This window comes from Bacillus cereus group sp. RP37 (assembly GCF_040459695.1).
GTDB lineage: Bacteria > Bacillota > Bacilli > Bacillales > Bacillaceae_G > Bacillus_A.
Map to the genome: position 1 here is coordinate 3,997,599 of NZ_JARVHP010000001.1, position 23,066 is coordinate 4,020,664.

The following is a 23,066-nucleotide window of genomic DNA, read 5'->3' on the forward strand; positions in this document are numbered from 1 at the left end:
ATTCATAATACTTACTCCCTTTCTCCTCTGATTTTTACATAGTATATAATACTTAATTCTGAATGTAAATACATTTTGAACATTCCGTTATTTCTTAATATAAAGCTACTTTCCTTTCATACTCTACAATTTCCTGTTCATATTGCATCGTAATACTAATTTCGTCTAGACCGTTCAATAATTTCTCTTTCCACATTTTCTCGATTGTAAAATGAAACCTGTACGTACTCGTTGTAATTACTTCATTCTCTAAATCTACTTCTATTTGTTCTCTCGCATCCGTTTTGGCAAGTTTTTCTCGCATTTCTTTATCCATTACAATTGGCAACATACCATTTTTCATACAATTCATATAAAAAATATCTGCAAACCCTCCGGCGATAATAACGCGGAAACCATAATCAGCAAGTGCCCAAGGTGCATGTTCTCTAGAAGAACCACAACCAAAATTATTACCTGTAATTAATATACTTGCTCCTTTTCTGTCTTGTGCATTAAGTGGGAAATTAGGGTTTTCATGTCGTTCATTATCATATCGCCACTCGTCAAATAAATATTTTCCAAATCCCGTCCTTTCAATTCTCTTTAAGTATTGCTTCGGAATAATTTGATCTGTATCAATGTTATCATTCATAAGTACTGCAGCAGTACCTTTATGAATACGAAATGGCTCCATCATAACTCTCCTTTCGAGTATCAACAAAATGACCATATAACGCAGCTGCTGCCGCCATTGCTGGGCTAACTAAATGTGTTCGTGCGCCCTTTCCTTGTCTTCCTTCAAAATTACGATTTGAAGTTGAAGCACAATGTTCTCCTTCAGGTACTTGATCTGGATTCATTCCAAGACACATGGAACATCCAGGTTCTCTCCATTCAAATCCAGCTTCTTCAAATATGTGATGTAGTCCTTTTTGCATCGCAGCTTCTCTTACTCTTTTCGATCCAGGTACAACGAGTGCTCGCACACCTTCTTTTACCTTTCTCCCTTTCACAACAGATGCAGCAATTTCTAAATCAGATAATCGAGAATTTGTACAAGATCCAATAAAGACATGCTGAACTGGAATTTCATAAGTGCTTTGCCCAGGGCTTAATCCCATATATAAAAACGCTCTTTCATCGTTTCCATCCTGTGTTTCTGGCAACTTTTCATCAATACGAACACCCATACTTGGATTTGTTCCCCACGTAACGTACGGTGCTAAATCTGTCACATCTATCGAAATATGCAAATCATAAATTGCGTCTAAATCTGTATAAAGTTCAGACCATTTTTTCGTGAAAGATTCATAGTCTTTCGGTGCATATTTACGTCCATTTACATACGCAAATGTTTTTTCATCTGGTGCGATAATACCAGCCTTTGCTCCTCCTTCAATTGCCATATTACAAAGTGTCATTCTCTCTTCCATCTCCATTGCCCCAATCGTCTCTCCGTAAAATTCCATTACGTATCCAGTTCCAACTGCTACACCGTACTTTGAAAGGAGATGCAAAATAATATCTTTTGCGTAAACGCCTTTCTGTAATTTTCCGTTTAACTCAATGCCCATCGCTTTCGGTTTTCGTTGCCATAGCGTTTGCGTTGCCAATACATGTTCCACTTCACTCGTACCAATACCAAATGCTAGCGCGCCAAACGCACCGTGCGTCGCTGTATGACTATCACCACAAACAATTGTTTTTCCAGGCTGCGTGAGCCCAAGTTCTGGTCCGATAACATGAACAATCCCCTGCTCTTCATCCCCGATATCCGCTAATGGCACCTGAAATTGTTTGCAATTTTCCCTAAGGGTATCCAATTGCTGCTTCGCAATACGATCGGTAATATTCCAAACATCTTTCGTTGGAATATTATGATCCATCGTTGCGAATGTTAAATCTGGTCTGCGGACCGTTCGATTTGTAAGCCGCAAGCCTTCAAAGGCTTGCGGTGACGTTACTTCGTGAACAAGATGTAGATCGATATATAATAAATCCAATCCATTTTCGTTTGTCGTAACTACGTGTCTTTCCCAAAGTTTATCTAGCAATCTTTTCCCCATTATCTCCCTCTCCCTACTAACGCTTGCTCTTCCATTTCTTGCATAACTGCCTTCGTAAATGAAGTTGTCGTTTCAGTCCCCCCGATATCAGCTGTACATTTTCCTAATTTAAGAACTGCAGAGATTGCGGATTCAATTGCACACCCTTCTCTCGTTAATCCGAATGATTGCCCAAGCATCATTGCAACAGAGCGCATCATTGCAATTGGATTCGCCTTATTTTTCCCGGCAATATCCGGTGCTGATCCGTGAATAGGCTCGTATAATGAAGGGCCTTTTTCCGCGTGACTAGCTGATGGCAGCATTCCTAATGATCCAGCTAATACGGAAGCCTCGTCACTCAAAATATCACCAAATAAATTTTCCGTTACAATTACATCAAACCGTCCAGGATTCCGAATTAATTCCATAGCTGCGGCATCCACTAAAATATGTTCTAATTCAACACCTGGATATCGAAGTGCTACCTCTTCTGTTACAGTTCTCCATAGTTTACTAGACTCTAAAACATTCGCTTTATCAATAGATGTTACTTTTTTCTTCCGCTTACTCGCTAATTGAAAAGCATAAGAAACGATTCGTTCAATTTCATGACGATGATACGTAAGTGTATCTGTTGCTACTTCGTCCGTTCGTTCTTTCGGATAAGAAAAATAAATCCCACCTGTTAATTCACGAACGACAACGAAATCAATTTCATCAGCCTTTTTTAATGGCGATAAATGTGCCGTTGCGCTTTCTACCGTGACAGGACGAACATTTGCAAATACTCCAAGTCCTTTTCTTAAAGCTAATAATCCTTTCTCTGGTCTTTCTTTCACACCATCCCACCTTGGTCCACCAACTGCTCCTAGTAGAACTGCATCACTTGCTAAACAGGCGGCAAGTGTTCGTTGTGGTAATGGTTGCCCATTTAAATCAATAGCCACACCACCAAAGTACTCATCTTGCAAATGAAAATGATGCCCATATAGCCTCTCTACCATATGCAATACTTCCTTTGCACTCTCCATAACTTCTGGACCAACACCATCACCAGCTAAACAAACGATACGTTTTTCCAATTTCAACACTCCTTTTAACTGAATTTTCAGAACTTTAATTTGATAGGTGAGGAAAGCTTCTCTCACCTATCAAACACTTATTTCACAAGCACTATAAGAGATTTTAATTTCCCTGCTGCATGGACATACGCTCTTGCCGACGCTTCCAATACGTCTTGGGCAACACCAAAACCCGATACTTGATGCGTTCCTTCTTTTAATTCAACATGAACATGAGCAAGTGCATCTTGACCTTGTGTAATAGATTGTATGCGATAATCTGCCAATTCACATTCTAATCCTAAAATTCTTTGGATTGCATTGTAAATCGCCTCAATACTACCAGAGCCAGTGGCTGCATCTTCGTATACATTTCCTTCCTCATCTTTTAGTACAACTGTCGCGCATTGTGTACTATTTGATACGAAATGTACTTGTAATTGCGTAATGTTATATTGTTGTGCTGCAAATGCTGCTTCACCAAGCATAAGTGCACGTAGATCTTCTTCAGTAATTTCCTTTTTACGATCAGCCAATTTTTTAAATGCTTCAAATACCGCATCCCGCTCTTCGTTTGTAAATTCATAGCCAAGCTCTTTCATTTTTTCTGTGAACGCGTGACGTCCAGAATGTTTTCCAAGTACGAATAGATTTTGAGATTCACCTATTAGCGCTGGTTCAATAATTTCATATGTTGTCACTTCTTTTAAAACACCATCTTGATGAATGCCTGATTCGTGAGCAAATGCATTCGCTCCTACAATCGCTTTATTTTTCGGTACTACCATACCTGTTAAACGACTTACTAACGTACTTGTCGATTTAATCTCTTTTAGTGTCATAGAAGACTCCGCTTTATAGAAATCTCTTCGAATATGAAGCGCAACTGCAACCTCTTCTAACGCCGCATTCCCTGCCCTTTCTCCAATTCCATTAATCGTTCCTTCTACTTGCAGTGCTCCGCCTTCAACCGCAGCTAAGGAATTTGCTACTGCCATACCGAGATCATCATGGCAGTGACAAGAGAAAATTGCTTTTTCATACGAAGGAACAGATTCTTGTAAGTATTTAAATAGAGAATAGTATTCTTCTGGGTTCGTATAACCTACTGTGTCTGGAATATTGATTACATTCGCTCCTGCACGAATTGCAACTTCTACTGCTTCCGCTAAAAAATCTCTTGCTGTTCTTGTCGCATCTTCTGCAGAAAATTGTACTGTCGGGAATAAAGATTTTCCGAGTGTAACCGAGCGATGAATACTATCTAATACATCTTCTTTTGACATACAAAGTTTATATTTCATATGAATATCACTCGTAGCTAAAAATACATGTAAACGAGGAGATACGGCACCTTTCACAGCTTCATATGCTCTTCGAATATCACTTTCTTTCGCTCTAGCTAAGCTCATAACTGTCGCATTTTGAATTGTATTTGCGATCCGCTTTACCGATTGAAAATCCCCGTCGGAAGCTGCTGCAAAGCCAGCTTCCATGACATTAATACCTAGTCTCTCTAATTGCCTTGCAATTTGCAATTTCTCTTGTTCATTTAAATTCACTCCTGGTGATTGTTCGCCATCACGTAGCGTCGTATCCATGAACAAAATCTGCTTCATATTATTTAATCCCTACCTTTACACGTGGTTGTACGAAAGGCATCATTTCACGTAATTTACGTCCAACTACTTCAATTTCATGTTCATTCTCTTTCTCATTTGTAGCCTGGAAATTCGGTCTTCCTGCTTTATGCTCCGCAATCCAGCCTCTCGCAAATGTACCATCTTGAATTTCCGCTAGTACTTCACCCATCGCTTTCTTCGTATCTTCAGTAACAACACGTGGTCCTGATACGAAGTCTCCCCACTGCGCTGTATCCGAAACTGAATATCTCATATTTTCAAGTCCACCTTCATACATAAGGTCAACAATTAGTTTTAGTTCATGTAAACATTCAAAATATGCAAGTTCAGGTTGATAACCAGCATCAACTAACGTTTCAAACCCTGCTTTTACAAGCGCAGTCACTCCGCCGCAAAGCACAGCTTGCTCTCCAAATAAATCTGTTTCTGTTTCTTCTTTAAATGTCGTTTCTAATACACCTGCTCTCGTCGCTCCAATTCCGTCAGCATAAGAAAGCGCCTTTTCAGTCGCAACTCCTGTTGCATCTTGATATACTGCAAACAGTGCTGGAACCGCACCGCCCTCACTAAACGTACGGCGTACTAAATGTCCTGGACCTTTTGGTGCTACTAGAAATACATCTACATTCGCTGGTGGTTTCACTTGATCAAAGTGAACATTAAATCCGTGTGCAAAAACGAGAGAATTTCCTGCCTTTAGATTTGGCGCAATTTCCGCTTCATATACTTCTGGTTGCAGTTCATCCGGTAACAAAATCATTACTACATCAGCTTTTTCCGCTGCTTCTGCTACTGTATATACAGAAAATCCATCTTCTTTCGCTTTATCCCAAGACTTTCCTTTTCTTAAACCTACTACTACATCAAATCCGTTATCACGTAAATTTTGCGCATGTGCATGACCTTGTGAGCCATATCCGATAATCGCTACTTTCTTTTCTTTTAATACATTTACCGTTACATCTTTTTCATAATATACTTTTGCCATTTTCATTTCCCCCTATATTTAAATGATTATTGAATTAGCATAATTTGCTTATCTTGTTTCTTCATACTACGCGTAAATGCTGTTACACCTGTTCTAGCAATTTCTTTCAAACCATATGGACGAAGTAATTCAATTAATGCTTCTACTTTTTCCTGTGTACCTGTTACTTGCACAACTATGGAATCCTTCCCAACATCTATTACAGCGGCTCGAAACGGTTCAATTAAACTATATAATTCTGCTCTTGCTACTGACGTTGCGACTTTAATAAGTGCAAGTTCTCTTGCGATCATCGCTTCTTCTGTAATATCTGATACTTTCAGAACATCAATTTGCTTATGAAGTTGTTTAATTAACTGCTCAACTTGCTGTTCATTTTCAACGTGTACAACAATCGTCATCCGCGATACGTCCGATGATTCCGTATGACCTACTGAAATACTTTCAATATTAAAATGTCTTCGTGTCATAACACCTGTAATTCGGTTTAACACACCACTTTGATTTCGAACTGTCGCTGTAACAATTCTCTTCACCTTTTTTCCACTCCCTCCATTTGGTGAACACCTTTCCCTGGCGCAACCATCGGCATTACCTTTTCTGATTGAAGTACACGGCAATCAATTACGACCGGTTCTTGTAATTCAATCGCATGCTGTATTTGCTTCTTTGCAAGAAGTGGATTATCTATACGCACTCCTTTTATGCCATACGCATTCGCAAGAGCGACGAAATCTGGTTGACACGCCAGTAAAGAATGCGAATATCTTTGATTATAAAATTCATCTTGCCATTGTCTTACCATTCCTAAAGCTTCATTATTTAAAATAAATACTTTAACAGGCAATGAGTGTTCTTTTAACACACTTAATTCTTGCAGGGTCATTTGAAATCCAGCGTCACCGACAATTGCAATAACTAATTCTTCAGGCTTTGCAATTTGTGCACCAATTGCTGCTGGAAATCCAAACCCCATCGTTCCTAATCCTCCTGAAGTTACCCATTTATCTGGAGTTTTGAGCGGATAGTATTGAGCTGCCCACATTTGATGTTGCCCAACGTCTGTTGTTACAATCGCTTCTCCTTTCGTAATTTCATATAACAAATCAATTGCGTATTGAGGCTTAATACTTTCAGAATTTCGTTTATAAGAAAGTGGATACTTTTCTTTTCTACTCTTTAATAAAGAAAGCCACTTATAATGATTTTCTTTCTTTCCTTCTGGTTGAAGTAATACTTCCAACGCACGCTTAGCGCTTGCAACGATAGGAATTTCAGTCGGCACATTTTTTCCGATTTCTGCTGGATCAATATCAATATGTGCAACAGTGGCCTCTTTAGCAAAATAAGCTAAATTTCCAGTAAGACGATCATCGAATCTTGCACCTATATTAATAAGTAAGTCGCATTCATATAACGCCATATTGGCTGTGTAAGAACCATGCATTCCTCCCATCCCTAGAAAAAGGTCATCATCTGGCGGAAACCCACCAAGACCAAGTAAGGTATGCACAACAGGGATTTCATATTTACGAGCAAAACTGGTTAACTCTTTTGATGCTTTCGCATGCAATACACCTGCTCCAGCTAAAATTAACGGCTTGTTTGCAGTCTCAATTGCTTGTAATAATTTGTTTATTTGGAGTAGATTTGGTTCATAATTAGGGTTGTATCCTGGTAAATCCATTTGTACGTCATTACATCGTTCTCCTTGCTCTACTACCATATCTTTCGGAAGGTCAATAACGACTGGGCCTGGTCTTCCTGTTCTAGCAATATGAAATGCTTCTTTAATAATTCGAGGTAAATCTGAAGCCTTTCGCACTTGATAGTTATGCTTTGTCACCGGCATCGTAAGCCCCATAATGTCCGCTTCTTGGAAAGCATCACTTCCAATTAACGTTGTTGCTACTTGCCCTGTAAATACAACAAGTGGTAATGAATCAATCATCGCATCTGCTAGACCAGTAATAACATTTGTAGCACCTGGTCCACTTGTTGCAATGACAACCCCTGGATTACCAGTAATTCTGGCATACCCTTCAGCGGCGTGAATAGCTCCTTGCTCATGCCTTGTTAAAATATGCGGAATTTCACAGTCATATAGTGCATCATAAAGAGGTAAAACAGCACCACCAGGATAACCGAAAATTACTTCTACTCCTTCCTTTTCTAGCGCTTCTAACAATAGCTGTGCACCAGTTGCCAGTTTCTCTTCCGTTTTTGAAGACATTGTTCTTATAAGCCCCCTTTTAAAAACTTTTATCAATAAAAAAAATCCTACGTCCACACTCCAGCTATGTGCTGAAGGGACGAAAGATTTCGCGGTACCACCCTTCTTCGCAAGAATACTCTTGCCTCAGTGACCCATAAATGAGTCTAGCTAATAACGGAGCTACCGTCTAAGCCTAGACAAACGCTTCAGCTTAGCACTCAAGGGCGATGTTCGTCGACGTGAACCATCGGTTTTCAGCAACCACCGACTCTCTGTAAGGCTTCACAATCAACTACTCCTCCCTCTCAACGCTTTCTTATGTTATAAAAAGTTGTTATCCAACTTTATTTTCTTCGTAGATCTTCTCTCCATCTTCTATAACTAACTTTCGGAATTCTTCTAATAAACGATTCGTATGTGGACCTGTTTGCCCTAAACCAATCGTTCTACCGTCTACTGTCGTAACAGCAATTACTTCAGCAGCCGTTCCTGTTAAAAATACTTCATCGGCTACATATACATCATGTCTTGTAAATAACTCTTCTCTAACGTCATATCCAAGTTTTTCACCGATTTCTAGAATAGCGTTTCGTGTAATACCTTCTAACGCTCCAGCAGAACTTGGCGGTGTAATTAATTTATTTCCTTTTACAATAAACACGTTATCTCCTGATCCTTCAGCTACGTATCCTTGATCATTTAACATAAGCGCTTCTTGTACGCCAGCTAATTTCGCTTCAATACGAACTAAAATATTGTTTAAGTAATTTAAAGATTTTACTTGAGGCGACAAAACATCTGGACGATTTCGGCGCGTTGCAACTGTTACAACCGGAATCCCTTTTTCATAATATTCTTGCGGGAATAAAGATAGTTGCTCTGCAATTACTACTACATTCGGTTTCTTACAAGAATCAGGATCTAATCCAAGATTTCCTGCTCCTCTCGATACAACTAGGCGAATGTATCCATTAGATAATTTATTTTGTCGAATCGTCTCAACAACAATATTCGTTACTTCATCTAAAGAGTATGGAATTTCTAACATAATGGATTTTGCTGATTCATATAACCGGACAAGATGCTCTCTCAAACGGAAAACATTACCGCTATAAACTCTAATTCCTTCAAATACTCCATCGCCATATAAATAACCATGATCATATACTGAAACTTTTGCCTCGTCTTTTGGAACAAATTCTCCATTTAAGAAAATCCATTGCTCGTTCACTGGAAAGCGCCTCCTATGTTCTATGAATTTTTTATTGTTTCCTAGTTTACTCTCCTTTCTAAATAAATCAAGTGAATTTTTAGAAAATTTATAATTTTTAATCGTACGTACATCTTTGATTATATTGATTTAACAGCATTGTTAACGTTTACAAAAAGTCAAAAAATTTTTTTCGCCAATTTTCACTAAAAAAAATATTTGTTTAAAAGAAGGATTTTCATCAATTGATACGAATCTATTGTATTCAATAAACGGACGTCCGTTTTTATAAATTCGGGAATATATAACGACTTTTGCTGAAAAAGGGGGAAAATAATAAAAATAACGCTGTCTAAAAATAACATTCATATTTTTCATTTCGTAATCATAATCCTATTTTTAAAAAACAATTTGTCAAAATGAAGGAGGAAAACAATATGGCGTGTGTACAAATTAAAGGAACGAGACAAGAGGTAGTAGAAATGCTTCAACTATTTGATCTAATGGATACGAAAGGTTTTTGTAAATTCGATAATTATGTAGAGGTAGAACCAAATAATAAAGAACATAATAATTTTATTGCTTCAATTGACATTCACTCAAATACTTCTTCCAGCCAAGATACTTTAAACGATCAATTCGTAAGTCAAATGCTTACTGGTGTATATAACGACTAAACAAAGATTTACTTCCTACCGTCTTTTCATAAATATATGCAGTGGATTTGAGCATACTAGCAACTAGATGGTAGGAGGTGAGAATTATGGCTAGAATTGGCGTTGAAAACTCATTAACAGATGTTCAACAAGCTCTTCAGCAACAGGGACATGAAGTTGTTACCCTGGGTTCCGAACATGATGCACAAGGGTGCGATTGTTGTATTGTAACTGGGCAAGATTCTAATATGATGGGTATTGCAGATGCATCAATTAAGGGATCGGTAATTACAGCTCATGGTTTAACAACAGATGAAATTTGTCAGCAAGTTGAGAGCCGCACTTAAATTTAATATACAAAAAGAAAGAGGACTCCTTTTCAAAAGGAGTCCTCTTTTTTATATTCACCTAACGGGAAAGTAACATATACTGGATGAAAGCCCTACCTCTCTCTCATCATTACGGTTCCACTGACCGCTCCTTGATTCACTAGTATATCTATAAAGCCTACAATTATAATTTATAGGGTTTGTTCACAAAAGTTGTTGGTAAGACTACCCGATCTTTCGCAAACTTTTCGTATTATATCTATAAGATTTATTTACTTTACACTAGCTGTAACCGAGACACGAATTAAAATTTTAACACCAATATAATGACTTGTCAACATTTTTTACAAATTTAAAACAGACAGTAACGGTTTGTCTGTTTTAGAATGGAGCTTTTTCTTTTATTACATATACAACAAAGCCGCTTACTAACATACATAAGCCAACTACTAAGTTTTTGATATTAATCATAAATTCCTCTCCCTTATTCCACACATCATATATATTTACAGTTCAATTATTCCGATCATCATAAAGCGCACTTTTTCTAATATATCATAATTCCTAAAAAATGCAAGTTCACTTGTGACGACTATTTACAAATTTATCTACAGTGCTTGGTACAGTATTTAAAGCCTTCTCAATTAAATGTGTACTACTATTGAGGTGTAATACTTGCACACCGTTAGAACCAACTACTAAAAAAGCAACTGGGCTAATGGAAACCCCAGCCCCGCTTCCGCCTCCAAACGGATGACTTTGCTTGCTCTCTTTATGCTGTCCTTGTCCGTTATTATGTTTTTCGGAAATAAAATCACCTTTAAAGTCACTTCCACCGGCACCAAAACCAAAAGCCACTTGAGATACTGTTAATACTACATTTCCATCAGCTGTTGAAACTGGACTTCCAACAATCGTATTTACATCTACCATCTCTTTTAAATTTGTCATTGCTGTTTTCATTAAATTTTCAATTGGATGTTCCATTATGTATTGCACCCTTTCCTCATTATTCCTTTTTATACTTTCCAAAATAGAGAAAGTCATACTAACTTTTCCTATTTCAAAAAAACAATTCCACTCTTCTAAATGGAATTACGCCTTGTACTCGCTCGGATAAAATGAAACTTTAATCAGCAATCACCCACTGATTATTAGCCTTCAGCAATCAGGCGTTTGCGGGCCACAAATAGCGGGATAAAAAAGAACAAGAGATGCATACTACTATTGAACCTTGTTATGAAAGGAGTCATGACTTTGACTGAGAAATTTGATGAGTATAAAAAAAGAGATAGAATAGATAGTGATTATAGTGACTACAAAGAAGAATATGCAGCTGAGGTTGCACCACAGCGCATTGATTATGATTACGATGAGAAAGATAATAAAGATGATGTAAGATCGTCCGCCGCTGGATCAACGGCTGGCTTTATCGCTCTTGCCTTATCTATCTTATCACTATTTACCTTCCCAACATTATTTGGTCTTGTTTCTGTATTACTAGGGATCTACGCTTATAATCGCGGAGCTACTGTAACTGGTGGTATCGCTGCGATTGTCGGCGGAATTGCAGCACTCATTGCAATTTTATTCCGAGTAGCGCTTATCGGTTTATTGTTCTCCCTTTTTTAAAAAGAAAAAGGTATCTCGCTTATGCGGGATACCTTATCCTGTAAATACATCTTCCGATGGATATTTAATTTTTTGTTTTGCTGGTGACGCTAAAGAAAAGACAAGTGTTAACGGTCCGATTAATCCACAAAACATAACAAACATAATAATACATTTTCCAAACGCTGATAACTTTGCAGTAATCCCCATCGTTAACCCTACTGTGCCGAACGCTGAAATTGTTTCAAATAGTAACTGAATAAAGCTGAAGTTTTCTGTAAGCATTAATACAAATACCGCTGCAAAAATGAGTATTTGACTGGCAACAGCAATGGCTAACGCTCTCGTTACTGTCGACATTTTAATTGTGCGCTGAAATAAAACGATTTCCTCTTTTTTTCTAAAGAAAGAAAGGACAGATGTAACTAAAATAACAAACGTTGTTAATTTAATCCCTCCACCCGTTGATACACTTCCTGCACCAATAAACATTAAAACCATCGTAAATAATATAGATGATTCTTCCATTCCCCCGTAGTCAACTGTATTAAATCCAGCAGTACGAGGAGTAATACCTTGGAAGAAAGAAGCCCATAACTTTTCATTTAAAGGTAAATTCCCTAACGTCTTCACATTATTATATTCCAATACAAAAATCACAATCATCGCTATAACATTTAGCGCTACTGTTCCGACAATCATGATTTTGGAATGAAGTGATAATTTTCGAAATCTACGACTATACCATATATCAATCAATACTGTAAAACCGAGACCACCTATTACGATTAATGAGCAAATCCCAATATTAATAATAGGATCTCCTACATACCTTGTTAAATTATCCGGCCATAGAGCAAATCCAGCATTATTATAAGATGCAATAACGTGAAAAATGCTATAATATACACCTTTTCCAAAACCAAACTCTGGAATAAAGCGAAACGATAAAAAAATGACTCCAATAAGCTCAATACAAATAGAAAATATAAAGACACGTTTTACTAATTTTACAAGACCACCTATATTTGTCTGATTAAATGCCTCTCCGATTAATAATCGATGGCGTAATCCGATTTTTTTACCTAATACCCAAACAATTAAAATGGCAATTGTCATAAGACCTAAACCACCCGTTTGAATTAAAAGCATAATAACAATCTCGCCAAACATCGTAAACGTACTTGCAGTATCTACTACTCCCAATCCCGTTACAGTTGCTGCTGATGTTGCCGTAAAGAAAGCATCTACCCAGCTAATATGTACTTTCGTTGCAAATGGTAACTTTAATAACAAACCACCAACCACAATTAAACAGAAAAATCCTAATGCTAATATTTGTGGTGGATTTAATCGTATAAAACGATTATACAGACCTTGTCTTTTTGTTACTTCCATGTCACTAACTCCCTTTTCCCCTTATAAATAAAAGCTTATAAGAAACCTTAAACAGCGGGATAAACCTTATATTCTTATAATATAGTTGAGCATAATCCTTTTTTTCATAGTTTTCAACTTTTATTTATACTCGAACTCCACTGCATTTTATGACAAGACACTTTATATTATATTTCTTCTTACTCTACAACTCTCGCAATAATTATTTTATATGTATCATTTCTCAAATTCTCATATCTTTCACTCTATGTTCACATAGGGGTCACATCTACCTTTTATAGTATATGTATCGGAGCTGTTCCTCCCTAATTTATAAGACATTCCCCAGTGTCTTTGAATAGCTTCCATCCCTAATTAAATTGACATAAATTGTCCCCTTCCTTGACCATCTCATATGCGATGGTCTTATTTTTTTGTTTACTCTATCCTTTATGTAAAACTCCCTCTCTCTTTCACCCTATGTTCACATCAAGGTCACATCCACCTTTTATAGTATATGTATCGAAGTTGTTCCTCCCTAATTTATAAGACATTCCCCAGTGTCTTGAACAACTTCCATCCCTAATTAAATTGACATAAATTGTCCCCTTCCTTGACCATCTCATATGCGATGGTCTTATTTTTTTGTCTTTCTATCTTTTATTAAAAACTCCCTCTCTCTTTCACTCTATGTTCACATCAAGGTCACATCCACCTTTTATAGTATATGTATCGAAGTTGTTCCTCCCTAATTTATAAGACATTCCCCAGTGTCTTGAACAACTTCCATCCCTAATTAAATTGACATAAATTGTCCCCTTCCTTGACCATCTCATATGCGATGGTCTTATTTTTTTGTCTTTCTATCTTTTATTAAAAACTCCCTCTCTCTTTCACTCTATGTTCACACCCCGGTCACACTCATCTTTTATAGTATATGTATCGAAGCTATTCCTCCCTAATTTACAAGACATTCCCCAGTGTCTTTGAGTAGCTTCCATCCCTAATTAAATTGACATAAATTGTCCCCTTCCCTAGGCCATCCAATGTGATGGCCTATTTTGTTTTTCAAATATAAAATTTAACCCTTTCTACATTAAAATAGGTATTTTTATACAAAATATTCAGAAAATATTGTCAAAATAGGTATTTTTTCGGTACAATTAATGTAGAAAGCTACTTTACAAAAAATAAGGGGGGATTTTATTGAAACAAACAAAAGCAATCTTAATTGCATTATTTCTCGGTTTAGTTGTCGGACTCACTCTAAATTTAGCTGCACCATCCATTTTTGAACCATTAAATCAATATGTGTTCAATCCACTTGGTCAATTGTTTATTCGACTCATTAAAATGCTAGTTGTTCCTGTTGTATTCATTTCTATCGTGCTTGGAGCTGCTGGGCTTGGAGACCCGAAACAACTTGGAAGAATCGGCTTAAAATCCATTTCATTCTTTCTTGTAACTACAGCCGTTGCTATTTCTATTGCAGTTACATTTGCACTTATTATACAACCAGGATCTGGCGGTAACTTTAAAACCGAAGGGCTTAAATATGAAGGTGCAAAAACCGAAACATCTTTCGTCGATACATTGCTAAATATCGTACCAGATAATCCAGCACAAGCGATGGCTGATGGAAACATGTTACAAATTATTGCCTTTGCCGTATTAATCGGACTCGGTATAGCTATTTTAGGAAAACGAGTCCAAGGTATCCATTCATTACTTGAACAGGGCAACGAATTAATGATGTATCTTGTTAATCTCGTTATGAAATTAGCTCCAATCGGAACATTTGGATTGCTCGCTTCATCCGTTGGTAAAATGGGTCTTGCAGGCGTCGCTGCGATGTTCAAGTATATGATTGTCGTTATGCTAGTACTTATTATTCACGGCGTCTTCGTATATGGCGGATTATTAAAGGTATTAGCAAAAGAAAGTATTGTCCGTTTCTTTAAACAATTCGGACCGGTAATGGCAATTGGATTTAGTACATCTAGCTCTAATGCATCTCTTCCATTTGCAATGAAAACAGCACAAGAAAAACTGGGTGTTCCAAAAGCGATAAGTTCTTTTGTACAACCACTAGGTGCCACGATTAATATGGATGGTACCGCCATTATGCAAGGTGTAGCAACTGTGTTTATCGCTCAAGTATATGGCGTTGAACTTACTATGTCCCAATTAGCTGTCGTCGTATTAACTGCTGTACTAGCTAGTATCGGTACTGCTGGTGTACCAGGCGTTGGACTTGTAATGCTTACGATGGTTTTAAATCAAGTAAATCTACCCGTAGAAGGTATTGCCTTAATTATCGGTATTGACCGCATTCTAGATATGTCAAGAACAGCTGTAAATATTTCTGGTGATGCAATTTGTGCAATGATTGTCGCAAAATCAGAAGAAAAATATAATACGAATCAATCTGCAGTATCTTAAATCAAAAAAGGAGTGAAATGATTCACTCCTTTTTTGATTTACTTCCTTTTTTCGAACGATATTCTTTTCCTTTGTTATCATTACCAGTCTCAAATTCAGTACTAAACTCTTGCTGAAATTGCCCTGATTTCGGTGAGCCTTGATTTCCGCTCCCTTTACTACCATTACGATTCGTCATAATTTCTCCTCCTTCCTTTACTAGTAGTATGATACATATTTTCATTTTTATAATCTATTACGTACGAAAGAAGACCTTCCTCATATAAGGAAGGTCTTCTTCTTCAACGCGTAAGCGTTTTCTTACTTGTAATGACTTAAATAAGTTTTTTAGAAATAGATATCATTACATTCATTTCTTCTTCTGAAAGTGCGAAGAATCTTTCTTGTAAATATTTCTTTTTCTCACCTTCCATTTTCGCAACTAAATCTTTCCCTTGTTCTGTAATCTCCAAATATACAACTCGGCGATCTGACGTAGAACGTGAACGAGTTACAAAACCTTTATTAATTAATTTTTCTGTAACAGCTGTAATATGACTATTCGACACATTTAACTCATTGGCTACACGTGATACCATTTCTTTATTCGTACGATTCAATATTCTAAGGACGATGAACTCATTCCACGGTATGTAACCACCAAATATTTTTCCAATATCATTACGCAACGTGCGGAACATAGCAAAAACATTTGTCGATAGTTCTTCCATTAATTGCTCTCGATTTTGAGACAACTTTGACAGCCCCTTTATTTCATTTAGTTAAATAAAAACCTTATTAATAATTTTACATGAAATCTTACTTTTTGTCACCTTATTTTTCCATAATTCGTAGTTTTTTAATAGATATTTCATGATACAATAAAATTGAATTTCCAGAAAAAGGAGTTGGAGTAGTGAGTGAAGAAGACAAATTTTCTAACCTTAATCTAAAAGATAAGACTTTGATTATTGGTTTTGTTATTCTGTTTCTCATTATAGTTTTTTCATTTATATTTTTTGTATATGTAGGAATCTTTCATATTACAGGTGTAGAGTATAGATCACGCACTGCTTTACTTCTATTTTTTTTATTAATTACTTTCTTAGACGGTATTACATTTTTTATCTTTAGTTTCTTGAAAGCACTGCTATATCCAATGACACAAAACATGCCAAATTGGCTTTCTATTACTCTTTTCGCAATTATGGAAATTACGCTAGATTGGTTCGTCATTCATACTGCCGACGATTGGATAGAGAGCGTACAACTGTCCAACATTGCTGAATTATGTGTCGTACTATTCCTTTTCCTATTCAATCAATTATTAAGTGATAAGAAAGAGTAAGAATACAAGCTTTTCTATATAAAAATTGGTACAATGAAAACAAATCATACTAAAGAGGTGTTACTTATGAACTTACAACAATGGGCTGATAAAGGTATGTCCTTTGATACATATGTGGATGAAATGAAAGTAAATCAATACGAACTACTGCACATTTACAATAACTTTTTAATTCCAAATGAATTACTTCCTGTATTAGAAGAACGCCAAAATGATGGCTGGCGTGTTATCGTATTAACAGCTGATTGGTGTGGTGATGCTCTTTTATGCGTACCTGTTATGAAACGAATTTCTGAAGTTGCAAATATTGATATGTCATTATTAATTCGCGATGAAAACTTGGAATTAATGGATCAATATTTAACAAATGGAACAGCACGCGCGATTCCAATCTTTATTTTCATTGATAAAGATGGAAATGAACAAGCCGTTTGGGGACCACGTGCTCCAAAAGTACAAGAGTTAGTAACTTCAATGCGCGCTACATTGCCTGAAAAAGAAGATCCAACATTCGAAGAGAAACAAAAAGAAATGTACGCTAATTTCCGTGCTACATTAGCTGATGATACTTCTCTATGGGAACATGTAATGGAAAACATGATGGAAAAAGTAGTAAAATAAAAAAACTGCCGAACTCGGCAGTTTTTTTTTATTACATAATGAAGAAATAGAATACCGCAGCTAAAATGAAACGATAGTAAGCGAACGGTGTTAGTTTTACACGAGATAATAATTTTAAGAATGAAACAATTGCAAGCATTGCAACAACGAATGCTGTAATAAATCCTGTTGCAAATAACGGTATATCAGCTGCACTTAATATATCCCAGCTTTTAATTAAATCTAATCCACTTGCAGCTACCATCATTGGTACTGCTAAAATGAATGTATATTCAGCTGCCGCTGTATGTGACACGCGAGCTAATAAACCACCACTTATTGTAGAACCAGAACGAGAAAATCCTGGCCAAAGTGCTAAACATTGGAACATTCCGATTGTAAATGCTTGCTTATATGTGATTTCATCTAATGTTCTTGCTGTACTTGGTTTCGAAAACTTCTCAGCAACAATCATTAAAATACCACCAGCCACTAAGCTAATGACAACTGGGCCTGGCCCAAATAAAACTTCTTTAATCGCACTATGGAACAATACGCCAAGTATGCCGGCAGGAATCATCCCGATAATAATATGTAATAAATTTAACGATGGTCCGTCTGTTACTTTCCCTATACCTACTAAAGACCATAGACGCTTCCAAAATATAACAACAACTGCTAAAATCGATCCCAATTGAATAACAACTTCGAAAACTTTCGCTCTCTCGTCGTCAAATCCAAGTAAATGACCTGTTAAAATCATATGTCCTGTTGATGAAACTGGTAAAAACTCTGTTAACCCTTCAACAGCACCCATGATTATTCCAATTAACCAATCAGCCACGAGTAGTGCCTCCTTAATAACGAATATGTAATTTTTCACACCTTATCATAATACCTTATCCCCTTTTAAAGTGCATCCTTTTTTTATTGATTGTACATGTTGTATGCGCGTATTTCTTTTCTATTTTTTAATTAAATTGTATGATAGTAAGAGTTTGTTTTTTTAACGGAAAGGGGATTTTATGAAAGAAACTAATTCATTCTCACAAAAATTAAAGCAATTTGTATTACTATTTTTCCCGATTTTCGTAACGCAAATGTCATTATTTGCAATGAGTTTTTTCGATACGACAATGTCAGGGCACGCAAGTCCTATTGATTTAGCGGGTGTTGCTATCGGAACAAGTATATGGCTTCCCGTTAGTACCGGATTAACAGGAATTTTAATGGCTACTACTCCAATTGTTGCGCAGCTCGTTGGATCAAAGAAAAAAGAGGATGTTCCCCAAGTTGTCATACAAGCAGTATATTTAGCAATTTGTGCTAGTTTCGTGGTCATCCTTATCGGTTTCTTCGCTGTTTCACCTATTTTAAACGGCATGCGCCTGGAAGAACCTGTGGAACGTATTGCGGCACAATTTTTAAGTATTATCGCGATTGGAATTATCCCTTTATTTACTTACACTGTTTTACGTGGATTTATTGATGCATTAGGAAAAACTCGCACAACGATGATCATTACATTACTATCATTACCAATTAACGTAATATTAAATTACTTATTAATTTTTGGGAACTTTGGTTTTCCAAAACTTGGTGGTGTCGGTGCAGCAATTGCTTCTGCAGCAACCTATTGGTGCATTTTAATTATTACCGTCATTATTATTCGTACGAAAGCGCCGTTCGCATCTTTCAATATCTTTAAACAGTTATATCGTCCTTCTCTTTCGAGTTGGAAAGCATTCTTAAAACTTGGTGTCCCTATCGGATTTGCTATCTTTTTTGAAACAAGTATTTTCGCTGCAGTGACACTTATGATGAGTAATTTTAGTACAACAACAATCGCAGCTCATCAGGCCGCTATGAACTTCGCTTCCTTGCTATATATGACGCCTTTAAGCTTAGCGATGGCAATGACCATCGCTGTTGGATTCGAAGTTGGGGCAAAACGATATAATAACGCAAAACAATATGGATTTATCGGGATTGGCTTAGCACTTGCATTCGCCCTATTGTATTCAATTCTTCTTTACTTCTTTGATGATGAAATTGCTTCGATTTATACGACAGATATACAAGTTCATCATTTAGCAAAAGAATTTCTTATATTTGCGATTTTATTTCAAATTTCAGATGCAATTGCAACTCCTGTACAAGGGGCACTACGTGGTTATAAAGATGTAAATGTTTCCTTAATTATGACATTAATCGCTTATTGGGTAATCGGTCTACCTCTCGGTTACATATTAGCAACTTATACTGACTGGGCAGCAAAAGGATATTGGATCGGTCTTATTATCGGTCTAGCATTTGGCGCTATCTTCCTTCTTATCCGTCTATTTCAAGTTCAAAGAAAATATACAACAGAAAACCGCCACTTACGATAGAGGGGCGGTTTTCTTTATGCATATTTTTTCTTGTAACGTATAACATAATGAAAAAGAAAGGTGGATACATATGGACGAAAAAGAAAAAAATCAAGCATTCGATGAAGAATTCGCCCCTGAAATTTCACCTGGATATCGGCAAGATATACATAAGCCACCTAAATATAAAAACACCTCGTTTTTAATGGGCATTACCATTTTTGCTGCTGTATTACTTGTGCTTATCATTTTTGTTTATTTTTAAGGAAAGGTGACATATTATATGAAGAAACAAGATTTCAATCGTTCGAAAAGAACTGTAAAAACAGAAAAAGGGTATGCAGGTGATTCTGTTCTTACTCAGAAACAAGTCGAACAAGGAAATTTATACATTGCTCAAAAAGAACTTGGTCAACAAAATGAAAACCTTTAGAATCCCTCAAAGAACTGGGGGATTTTTTTATCCCTCTATTTGTAGCACTGATTCATGTTTCACTTTATTGTACATGCTGTTTTTGTTCTAACACCTTAAATATATTATTAACCTTTACAATTTTCATTTCATAATTCAATTTCATTTCGCTTCTCTTACCATCTTCAGTACCCACAACGTACGCTACAGTTTGATAGAGAAAGCTTTCATCCGTCACTTCACGTATGTCCTCGTTTATAAATTTATACTCTAAATCCCGAAAACGATTTGGATAATAACTTCCTATTAATTGTTCATACCCTCTATTTAAAAATATTTCTTCACCTTTTTGTTTCACATCTTCTTTATTATTAAACTCAAACACTGATAATTGCTCTGTCACAAAATGTTCTCCTACCTTTTTCATTTCATTATGAGTTAAAGTTTCTATACTTTTGTTCTTTAATTCCTTATTTAATCCGTACTGATCAATCGGTTTAAACCTAGCAAAAACCTCCTCTTTATATGACCAAAACAATCCAAAAGCGATACATAAAGAAGTAATTAGTATTCTTTTCTTCATAACAATCCCGCTCCCTCTTCATAATGATAGTTATATTTTAACATATAGAAAGAAAATTCTGATATCATAAAGTAGAATAAGTTAACTTAGAAACGAGGAACAATTATGGACTCTTACAAACAATATATAAAAGAAGCTCTGCCTAGACTTTCTATATATTCATATAAACAAAATGAAGAAGGATGGGATAATGTAGCGGTTATCGTAAATGATGAGCTACTGTTTCGTTTCCCGCGAAAACAGGAATACGCAATACGAATTCCGTTAGAAAAAGAACTATGCACACTTCTCTCTTGTTCACTACATAAAATTGAGGTTCCAAAGTATCACCTATTCTATAAAAAGGATACGGATACTATTCCGCTTTGTAGTTACTATACTCTCATTCATGGTGAACCGTTAAAAGCAGAAATAGTTGCGAAGTTAGATGAAAAAGAACGAAAAATAATTATTACACAATTAGCTACTTTCCTTGCGGCTCTACATAGTATCCCTTTAAAACGTGTGAAAACATTAAGGTTCCCTATAGAAAAAACACTTACCTACTGGAAAGAACTACAAACTAAGTTAAATCAGTATGTTACTAACAGTCTTACTTCGTCCCAGAAATTATCTTTAAATCGTTTATTCGAAAATTTCTTTACCTGTATCGATACATCCACTTTTCAAAATACACTTATTCACGCTGACTTTACACATCATCACATTTTATTTGATAACCAAAATAAAACCGTTTCAGGAATTATTGATTTTGGTGATGCTCAAATTGGAGATCCCGCCTTTGACTTTGCTGGGCTATATTATGATTTTGGATGTGAATTTACTACATCAGTGTATGAACAATACAGCACGCTTATTTCTCATCACGATCCATTACTCATTCACCGCATCACTACCTTTTATCAATACAGCCCTTTACTACATAATATAATTTATAACTTTGAAACAAAGAATGAACTTGAATTCATAGCGGGTACAAAACAACTGAAAACAATATTACAGGGATGAGATTACATTCTCTCCCTATACTCTCTCTCCTCATACATCATTAACTTTTTATCCATTTCAACAATGACTTGATACAGTTGAAATGCTTGTAAAATTTGCAGTTGAATCCCAAAAGGAGCATTCTGTTCTTTTAACCATTGAAATACTTTCGTTTCATCTTTCATTGATTATTCCTCCCTTTATCCCGCTTTAATGGGCAGTAAGACCCCCACCTCCAAATTCAGCGAAAGCAAAGAAGTTAGGCGGGGGATCAACTGCCCATAAAAGTCCAATTGGTTCAACTAATAATCAGTAGGGGATGAAGAAAACCCCCACTGATTAAAGTTTCACTTTATTAAAATCTGCTACAAATATACCGTAAATGATGAAAAGCTTTTCATGTCAATAACAAAAAAGGATGCAACATTGCATCCTTTAGTGTACGATATTTTTCTTTTGCTTCGCTTCTTTCTTTACTTCTTCCCTTTGGCATTCACTACGAAACGCACAACTCATACACTCAGAACGAAAATGACGCTCTGTATAGTGTTCAGGTTGTTGCAACATTTCTTTCATTCTAGATAAATCAGCCATTCCGGTTATAATATCTTCCTGTTTTGGAATGTACTCATACTTAGTTCCTTCTATTAAATTAATAACTTCAATTTTTCCTGGAAGAATGCCGAAAGCTTTATAACTGAATACTGTCATTAACTTTTGACAAAGAGCAAGCATTTCCTCCTCCGCATCGACAACATACTTTTTAATTACAAACGACTCAGTACTCCACTCACCAACTTCTAATGTCAATGACATGTGGACACCTAACTCTTCCATATATGTTTGAAATTTTTCATATAAAAATAACGGCGGTGTCTGACTATCATCTCTTTCAACAAACTGTAATAAGTGATCTGTTAGCTTCGCTAACACAATATAATACTCCGTCTTCGAAGCAAACATATTAACCCTTACTTTTTCCCAATACTTTTCTATTAATATTAAAAGTACAATTTTCGTTTGTTGGCCTGCAGGTAGCGTGTAATACTCGTTAATAATTTGATTCACAATCATTTGTGCGATTTGTTGCCATTCAAACGAAGAAGGTTCTCTTCTTTTTATATGACGAAAATAAAATTTATGCGGACAACGCATAAAATCATACAAATGATAATCTGTCATCGTTTTGATTGCGATTTTCTCATGCACTTGCTCTTCATCTCCCT

Annotated in this window: 28 protein-coding genes and 1 other annotated feature; of the genes, 10 read left to right on the plus strand and 18 right to left on the minus strand. The window is 36.2% G+C overall.

Features of this window, described 5'->3' with window-relative positions:
• Positions 1 to 94 precede the first annotated feature (94 nt).
• The 9 genes from leuD to QCI44_RS21110 form a co-directional block, all read right to left on the minus strand.
• Entirely contained in the window at positions 95 to 676 is a 582-nt protein-coding gene (leuD, locus tag QCI44_RS21070; protein ID WP_016133968.1) for a 3-isopropylmalate dehydratase small subunit, read from the minus strand.
• A complete protein-coding gene (leuC, locus tag QCI44_RS21075) occupies positions 654 to 2,048 on the minus strand; it encodes a 3-isopropylmalate dehydratase large subunit (RefSeq protein WP_016133967.1) in 1,395 nt (464 codons plus the stop codon). Before leuC ends, leuD begins: the two co-directional genes overlap by 23 nt.
• Entirely contained in the window at positions 2,048 to 3,112 is a 1,065-nt protein-coding gene (gene leuB, locus QCI44_RS21080) for a 3-isopropylmalate dehydrogenase (RefSeq protein WP_016133966.1), read from the minus strand. Before leuB ends, leuC begins: the two co-directional genes overlap by 1 nt.
• Positions 3,113 to 3,189: 77 nt before the next feature.
• Complete coding sequence (gene leuA / locus QCI44_RS21085) at positions 3,190 to 4,710, minus strand: 2-isopropylmalate synthase (protein ID WP_088083466.1); 1,521 nt, start codon at positions 4,708 to 4,710, stop codon at positions 3,190 to 3,192.
• A 1-nt stretch (position 4,711) separates the two neighbouring features.
• Positions 4,712 to 5,722, minus strand: a complete 1,011-nt coding sequence (gene ilvC, locus QCI44_RS21090) for a ketol-acid reductoisomerase (protein ID WP_016133965.1) — start codon at positions 5,720 to 5,722, stop codon at positions 4,712 to 4,714.
• A gap of 26 nt (positions 5,723 to 5,748) precedes the next feature.
• Positions 5,749 to 6,258, minus strand: coding sequence for an acetolactate synthase small subunit (ilvN, locus tag QCI44_RS21095; RefSeq protein WP_016088731.1), 510 nt, complete (start codon positions 6,256 to 6,258; stop codon positions 5,749 to 5,751).
• Entirely contained in the window at positions 6,255 to 7,955 is a 1,701-nt protein-coding gene (ilvB, locus tag QCI44_RS21100; protein WP_016088732.1) for an acetolactate synthase large subunit, read from the minus strand. The genes ilvN and ilvB overlap by 4 nt, the downstream gene beginning before the upstream one ends.
• A 72-nt stretch (positions 7,956 to 8,027) precedes the next feature.
• Positions 8,028 to 8,255 (minus strand) — a binding site (T-box leader).
• A 16-nt stretch (positions 8,256 to 8,271) separates the two neighbouring features.
• The gene (ilvE, locus tag QCI44_RS21105; RefSeq protein ID WP_001005497.1) at positions 8,272 to 9,168 is read right to left on the minus strand and encodes a branched-chain-amino-acid transaminase; all 897 of its coding nucleotides are present in this window, start codon (positions 9,166 to 9,168) and stop codon (positions 8,272 to 8,274) included.
• A gap of 141 nt (positions 9,169 to 9,309) precedes the next feature.
• A complete protein-coding gene (locus QCI44_RS21110; protein WP_016136600.1) occupies positions 9,310 to 9,525 on the minus strand; it encodes a hypothetical protein in 216 nt (71 codons plus the stop codon).
• Positions 9,526 to 9,584: 59 nt separating this feature from the next.
• Here QCI44_RS21110 and QCI44_RS21115 point away from each other — a divergent pair, with 59 nt between their 5' ends.
• A complete protein-coding gene (locus tag QCI44_RS21115; RefSeq protein WP_000752505.1) occupies positions 9,585 to 9,824 on the plus strand; it encodes a DUF3911 family protein in 240 nt (79 codons plus the stop codon).
• An 86-nt stretch (positions 9,825 to 9,910) separates the two neighbouring features.
• Positions 9,911 to 10,150, plus strand: coding sequence for a YkuS family protein (locus QCI44_RS21120; RefSeq protein ID WP_000101009.1), 240 nt, complete (start codon positions 9,911 to 9,913; stop codon positions 10,148 to 10,150).
• Between the two features lie 363 nt (positions 10,151 to 10,513).
• On the opposite strand, the gene QCI44_RS21125 is transcribed toward QCI44_RS21120, so the two are convergent.
• Both QCI44_RS21125 and ytfJ read right to left on the minus strand, forming a co-directional pair.
• A complete protein-coding gene (locus QCI44_RS21125; RefSeq protein WP_000608225.1) occupies positions 10,514 to 10,603 on the minus strand; it encodes a hypothetical protein in 90 nt (29 codons plus the stop codon).
• Between the two features lie 108 nt (positions 10,604 to 10,711).
• Complete coding sequence (ytfJ, locus tag QCI44_RS21130; RefSeq protein WP_088083465.1) at positions 10,712 to 11,179, minus strand: GerW family sporulation protein; 468 nt, start codon at positions 11,177 to 11,179, stop codon at positions 10,712 to 10,714.
• Positions 11,180 to 11,371: 192 nt separating this feature from the next.
• Between ytfJ and QCI44_RS21135 the strand changes: the two genes are divergently transcribed.
• Positions 11,372 to 11,764: an imidazole glycerol phosphate synthase gene (locus QCI44_RS21135; protein ID WP_074651135.1), complete on the plus strand. Its 393-nt coding sequence runs from the start codon at positions 11,372 to 11,374 to the stop codon at positions 11,762 to 11,764.
• 33 nt (positions 11,765 to 11,797) lie between these two features.
• Here QCI44_RS21135 and QCI44_RS21140 read toward each other — a convergent pair whose 3' ends face one another.
• Positions 11,798 to 13,141, minus strand: a complete 1,344-nt coding sequence (locus QCI44_RS21140; protein ID WP_353811432.1) for a TrkH family potassium uptake protein — start codon at positions 13,139 to 13,141, stop codon at positions 11,798 to 11,800.
• 1,185 nt (positions 13,142 to 14,326) lie between these two features.
• On the opposite strand from QCI44_RS21140, the gene QCI44_RS21145 reads away from it, so the two are divergent.
• A complete protein-coding gene (locus tag QCI44_RS21145) occupies positions 14,327 to 15,562 on the plus strand; it encodes a dicarboxylate/amino acid:cation symporter (RefSeq protein ID WP_016088735.1) in 1,236 nt (411 codons plus the stop codon).
• Positions 15,563 to 15,584: 22 nt separating this feature from the next.
• On the opposite strand, the gene QCI44_RS21150 is transcribed toward QCI44_RS21145, so the two are convergent.
• On the minus strand, positions 15,585 to 15,740 hold the full coding sequence (locus QCI44_RS21150; protein WP_000184933.1) for a hypothetical protein: 156 nt from the start codon (positions 15,738 to 15,740) through the stop codon (positions 15,585 to 15,587).
• A gap of 136 nt (positions 15,741 to 15,876) precedes the next feature.
• Positions 15,877 to 16,296: a MarR family winged helix-turn-helix transcriptional regulator gene (locus tag QCI44_RS21155; RefSeq protein WP_116349195.1), complete on the minus strand. Its 420-nt coding sequence runs from the start codon at positions 16,294 to 16,296 to the stop codon at positions 15,877 to 15,879.
• A gap of 161 nt (positions 16,297 to 16,457) precedes the next feature.
• Between QCI44_RS21155 and QCI44_RS21160 the strand changes: the two genes are divergently transcribed.
• Both QCI44_RS21160 and QCI44_RS21165 read left to right on the plus strand, forming a co-directional pair.
• The gene (locus QCI44_RS21160) at positions 16,458 to 16,889 is read left to right on the plus strand and encodes a regulatory YrvL family protein (protein ID WP_016088737.1); all 432 of its coding nucleotides are present in this window, start codon (positions 16,458 to 16,460) and stop codon (positions 16,887 to 16,889) included.
• A 33-nt stretch (positions 16,890 to 16,922) separates the two neighbouring features.
• Complete coding sequence (locus tag QCI44_RS21165) at positions 16,923 to 17,510, plus strand: thioredoxin family protein (protein ID WP_098412641.1); 588 nt, start codon at positions 16,923 to 16,925, stop codon at positions 17,508 to 17,510.
• A 31-nt stretch (positions 17,511 to 17,541) separates the two neighbouring features.
• On the opposite strand, the gene uppP is transcribed toward QCI44_RS21165, so the two are convergent.
• Entirely contained in the window at positions 17,542 to 18,333 is a 792-nt protein-coding gene (gene uppP, locus QCI44_RS21170) for a bacitracin resistance undecaprenyl-diphosphatase (RefSeq protein ID WP_016088739.1), read from the minus strand.
• Between the two features lie 181 nt (positions 18,334 to 18,514).
• Between uppP and QCI44_RS21175 the strand changes: the two genes are divergently transcribed.
• From QCI44_RS21175 to QCI44_RS21185, 3 genes are all read left to right on the plus strand, one after another.
• Complete coding sequence (locus QCI44_RS21175) at positions 18,515 to 19,879, plus strand: MATE family efflux transporter (RefSeq protein WP_016088740.1); 1,365 nt, start codon at positions 18,515 to 18,517, stop codon at positions 19,877 to 19,879.
• A 70-nt stretch (positions 19,880 to 19,949) separates the two neighbouring features.
• Positions 19,950 to 20,123, plus strand: coding sequence for a hypothetical protein (locus tag QCI44_RS21180; protein ID WP_016088741.1), 174 nt, complete (start codon positions 19,950 to 19,952; stop codon positions 20,121 to 20,123).
• An 18-nt stretch (positions 20,124 to 20,141) separates the two neighbouring features.
• Positions 20,142 to 20,291, plus strand: coding sequence for a hypothetical protein (locus tag QCI44_RS21185; protein WP_016088742.1), 150 nt, complete (start codon positions 20,142 to 20,144; stop codon positions 20,289 to 20,291).
• Between the two features lie 64 nt (positions 20,292 to 20,355).
• On the opposite strand, the gene QCI44_RS21190 is transcribed toward QCI44_RS21185, so the two are convergent.
• Positions 20,356 to 20,853: a biotin transporter BioY gene (locus tag QCI44_RS21190; protein WP_353811433.1), complete on the minus strand. Its 498-nt coding sequence runs from the start codon at positions 20,851 to 20,853 to the stop codon at positions 20,356 to 20,358.
• 105 nt (positions 20,854 to 20,958) lie between these two features.
• On the opposite strand from QCI44_RS21190, the gene QCI44_RS21195 reads away from it, so the two are divergent.
• Positions 20,959 to 21,861: an aminoglycoside phosphotransferase family protein gene (locus tag QCI44_RS21195; protein WP_088083460.1), complete on the plus strand. Its 903-nt coding sequence runs from the start codon at positions 20,959 to 20,961 to the stop codon at positions 21,859 to 21,861.
• A 2-nt stretch (positions 21,862 to 21,863) separates the two neighbouring features.
• Here QCI44_RS21195 and QCI44_RS21200 read toward each other — a convergent pair whose 3' ends face one another.
• Positions 21,864 to 22,025, minus strand: coding sequence for a hypothetical protein (locus tag QCI44_RS21200; protein WP_016088745.1), 162 nt, complete (start codon positions 22,023 to 22,025; stop codon positions 21,864 to 21,866).
• 250 nt (positions 22,026 to 22,275) lie between these two features.
• Positions 22,276 to 23,049: a hypothetical protein gene (locus tag QCI44_RS21205; RefSeq protein WP_353811434.1), complete on the minus strand. Its 774-nt coding sequence runs from the start codon at positions 23,047 to 23,049 to the stop codon at positions 22,276 to 22,278.
• Between the last annotated feature and the right edge of the window lie 17 nt (positions 23,050 to 23,066).

Bases quoted from the DNA above. Each gene is read 5' to 3' on its own strand.
- leuD (WP_016133968.1), bottom strand. From the start codon at position 676: ATGGAGCCATTTCGTATTCATAAAGGTACTGCTGCAGTACTTATGAAT.
- leuC (WP_016133967.1), bottom strand. From the start codon at position 2,048: ATGGGGAAAAGATTGCTAGATAAACTTTGGGAAAGACACGTAGTTACG.
- leuA (WP_088083466.1), bottom strand. From the start codon at position 4,710: ATGAAGCAGATTTTGTTCATGGATACGACGCTACGTGATGGCGAACAA.
- ilvC (WP_016133965.1), bottom strand. From the start codon at position 5,722: ATGGCAAAAGTATATTATGAAAAAGATGTAACGGTAAATGTATTAAAA.
- ilvB (WP_016088732.1), bottom strand. From the start codon at position 7,955: ATGTCTTCAAAAACGGAAGAGAAACTGGCAACTGGTGCACAGCTATTG.
- QCI44_RS21110 (WP_016136600.1), bottom strand. From the start codon at position 9,525: ATGAAAAATATGAATGTTATTTTTAGACAGCGTTATTTTTATTATTTT.
- QCI44_RS21115 (WP_000752505.1), top strand. From the start codon at position 9,585: ATGGCGTGTGTACAAATTAAAGGAACGAGACAAGAGGTAGTAGAAATG.
- QCI44_RS21120 (WP_000101009.1), top strand. From the start codon at position 9,911: ATGGCTAGAATTGGCGTTGAAAACTCATTAACAGATGTTCAACAAGCT.
- QCI44_RS21125 (WP_000608225.1), bottom strand. From the start codon at position 10,603: ATGATTAATATCAAAAACTTAGTAGTTGGCTTATGTATGTTAGTAAGC.
- ytfJ (WP_088083465.1), bottom strand. From the start codon at position 11,179: ATGACTTTCTCTATTTTGGAAAGTATAAAAAGGAATAATGAGGAAAGG.
- QCI44_RS21135 (WP_074651135.1), top strand. From the start codon at position 11,372: ATGAAAGGAGTCATGACTTTGACTGAGAAATTTGATGAGTATAAAAAA.
- QCI44_RS21140 (WP_353811432.1), bottom strand. From the start codon at position 13,141: ATGGAAGTAACAAAAAGACAAGGTCTGTATAATCGTTTTATACGATTA.
- QCI44_RS21150 (WP_000184933.1), bottom strand. From the start codon at position 15,740: ATGACGAATCGTAATGGTAGTAAAGGGAGCGGAAATCAAGGCTCACCG.
- QCI44_RS21165 (WP_098412641.1), top strand. From the start codon at position 16,923: ATGAAAACAAATCATACTAAAGAGGTGTTACTTATGAACTTACAACAA.
- QCI44_RS21175 (WP_016088740.1), top strand. From the start codon at position 18,515: ATGAAAGAAACTAATTCATTCTCACAAAAATTAAAGCAATTTGTATTA.
- QCI44_RS21180 (WP_016088741.1), top strand. From the start codon at position 19,950: ATGGACGAAAAAGAAAAAAATCAAGCATTCGATGAAGAATTCGCCCCT.
- QCI44_RS21185 (WP_016088742.1), top strand. From the start codon at position 20,142: ATGAAGAAACAAGATTTCAATCGTTCGAAAAGAACTGTAAAAACAGAA.
- QCI44_RS21190 (WP_353811433.1), bottom strand. From the start codon at position 20,853: ATGAAGAAAAGAATACTAATTACTTCTTTATGTATCGCTTTTGGATTG.
- QCI44_RS21195 (WP_088083460.1), top strand. From the start codon at position 20,959: ATGGACTCTTACAAACAATATATAAAAGAAGCTCTGCCTAGACTTTCT.
- QCI44_RS21200 (WP_016088745.1), bottom strand. From the start codon at position 22,025: ATGAAAGATGAAACGAAAGTATTTCAATGGTTAAAAGAACAGAATGCT.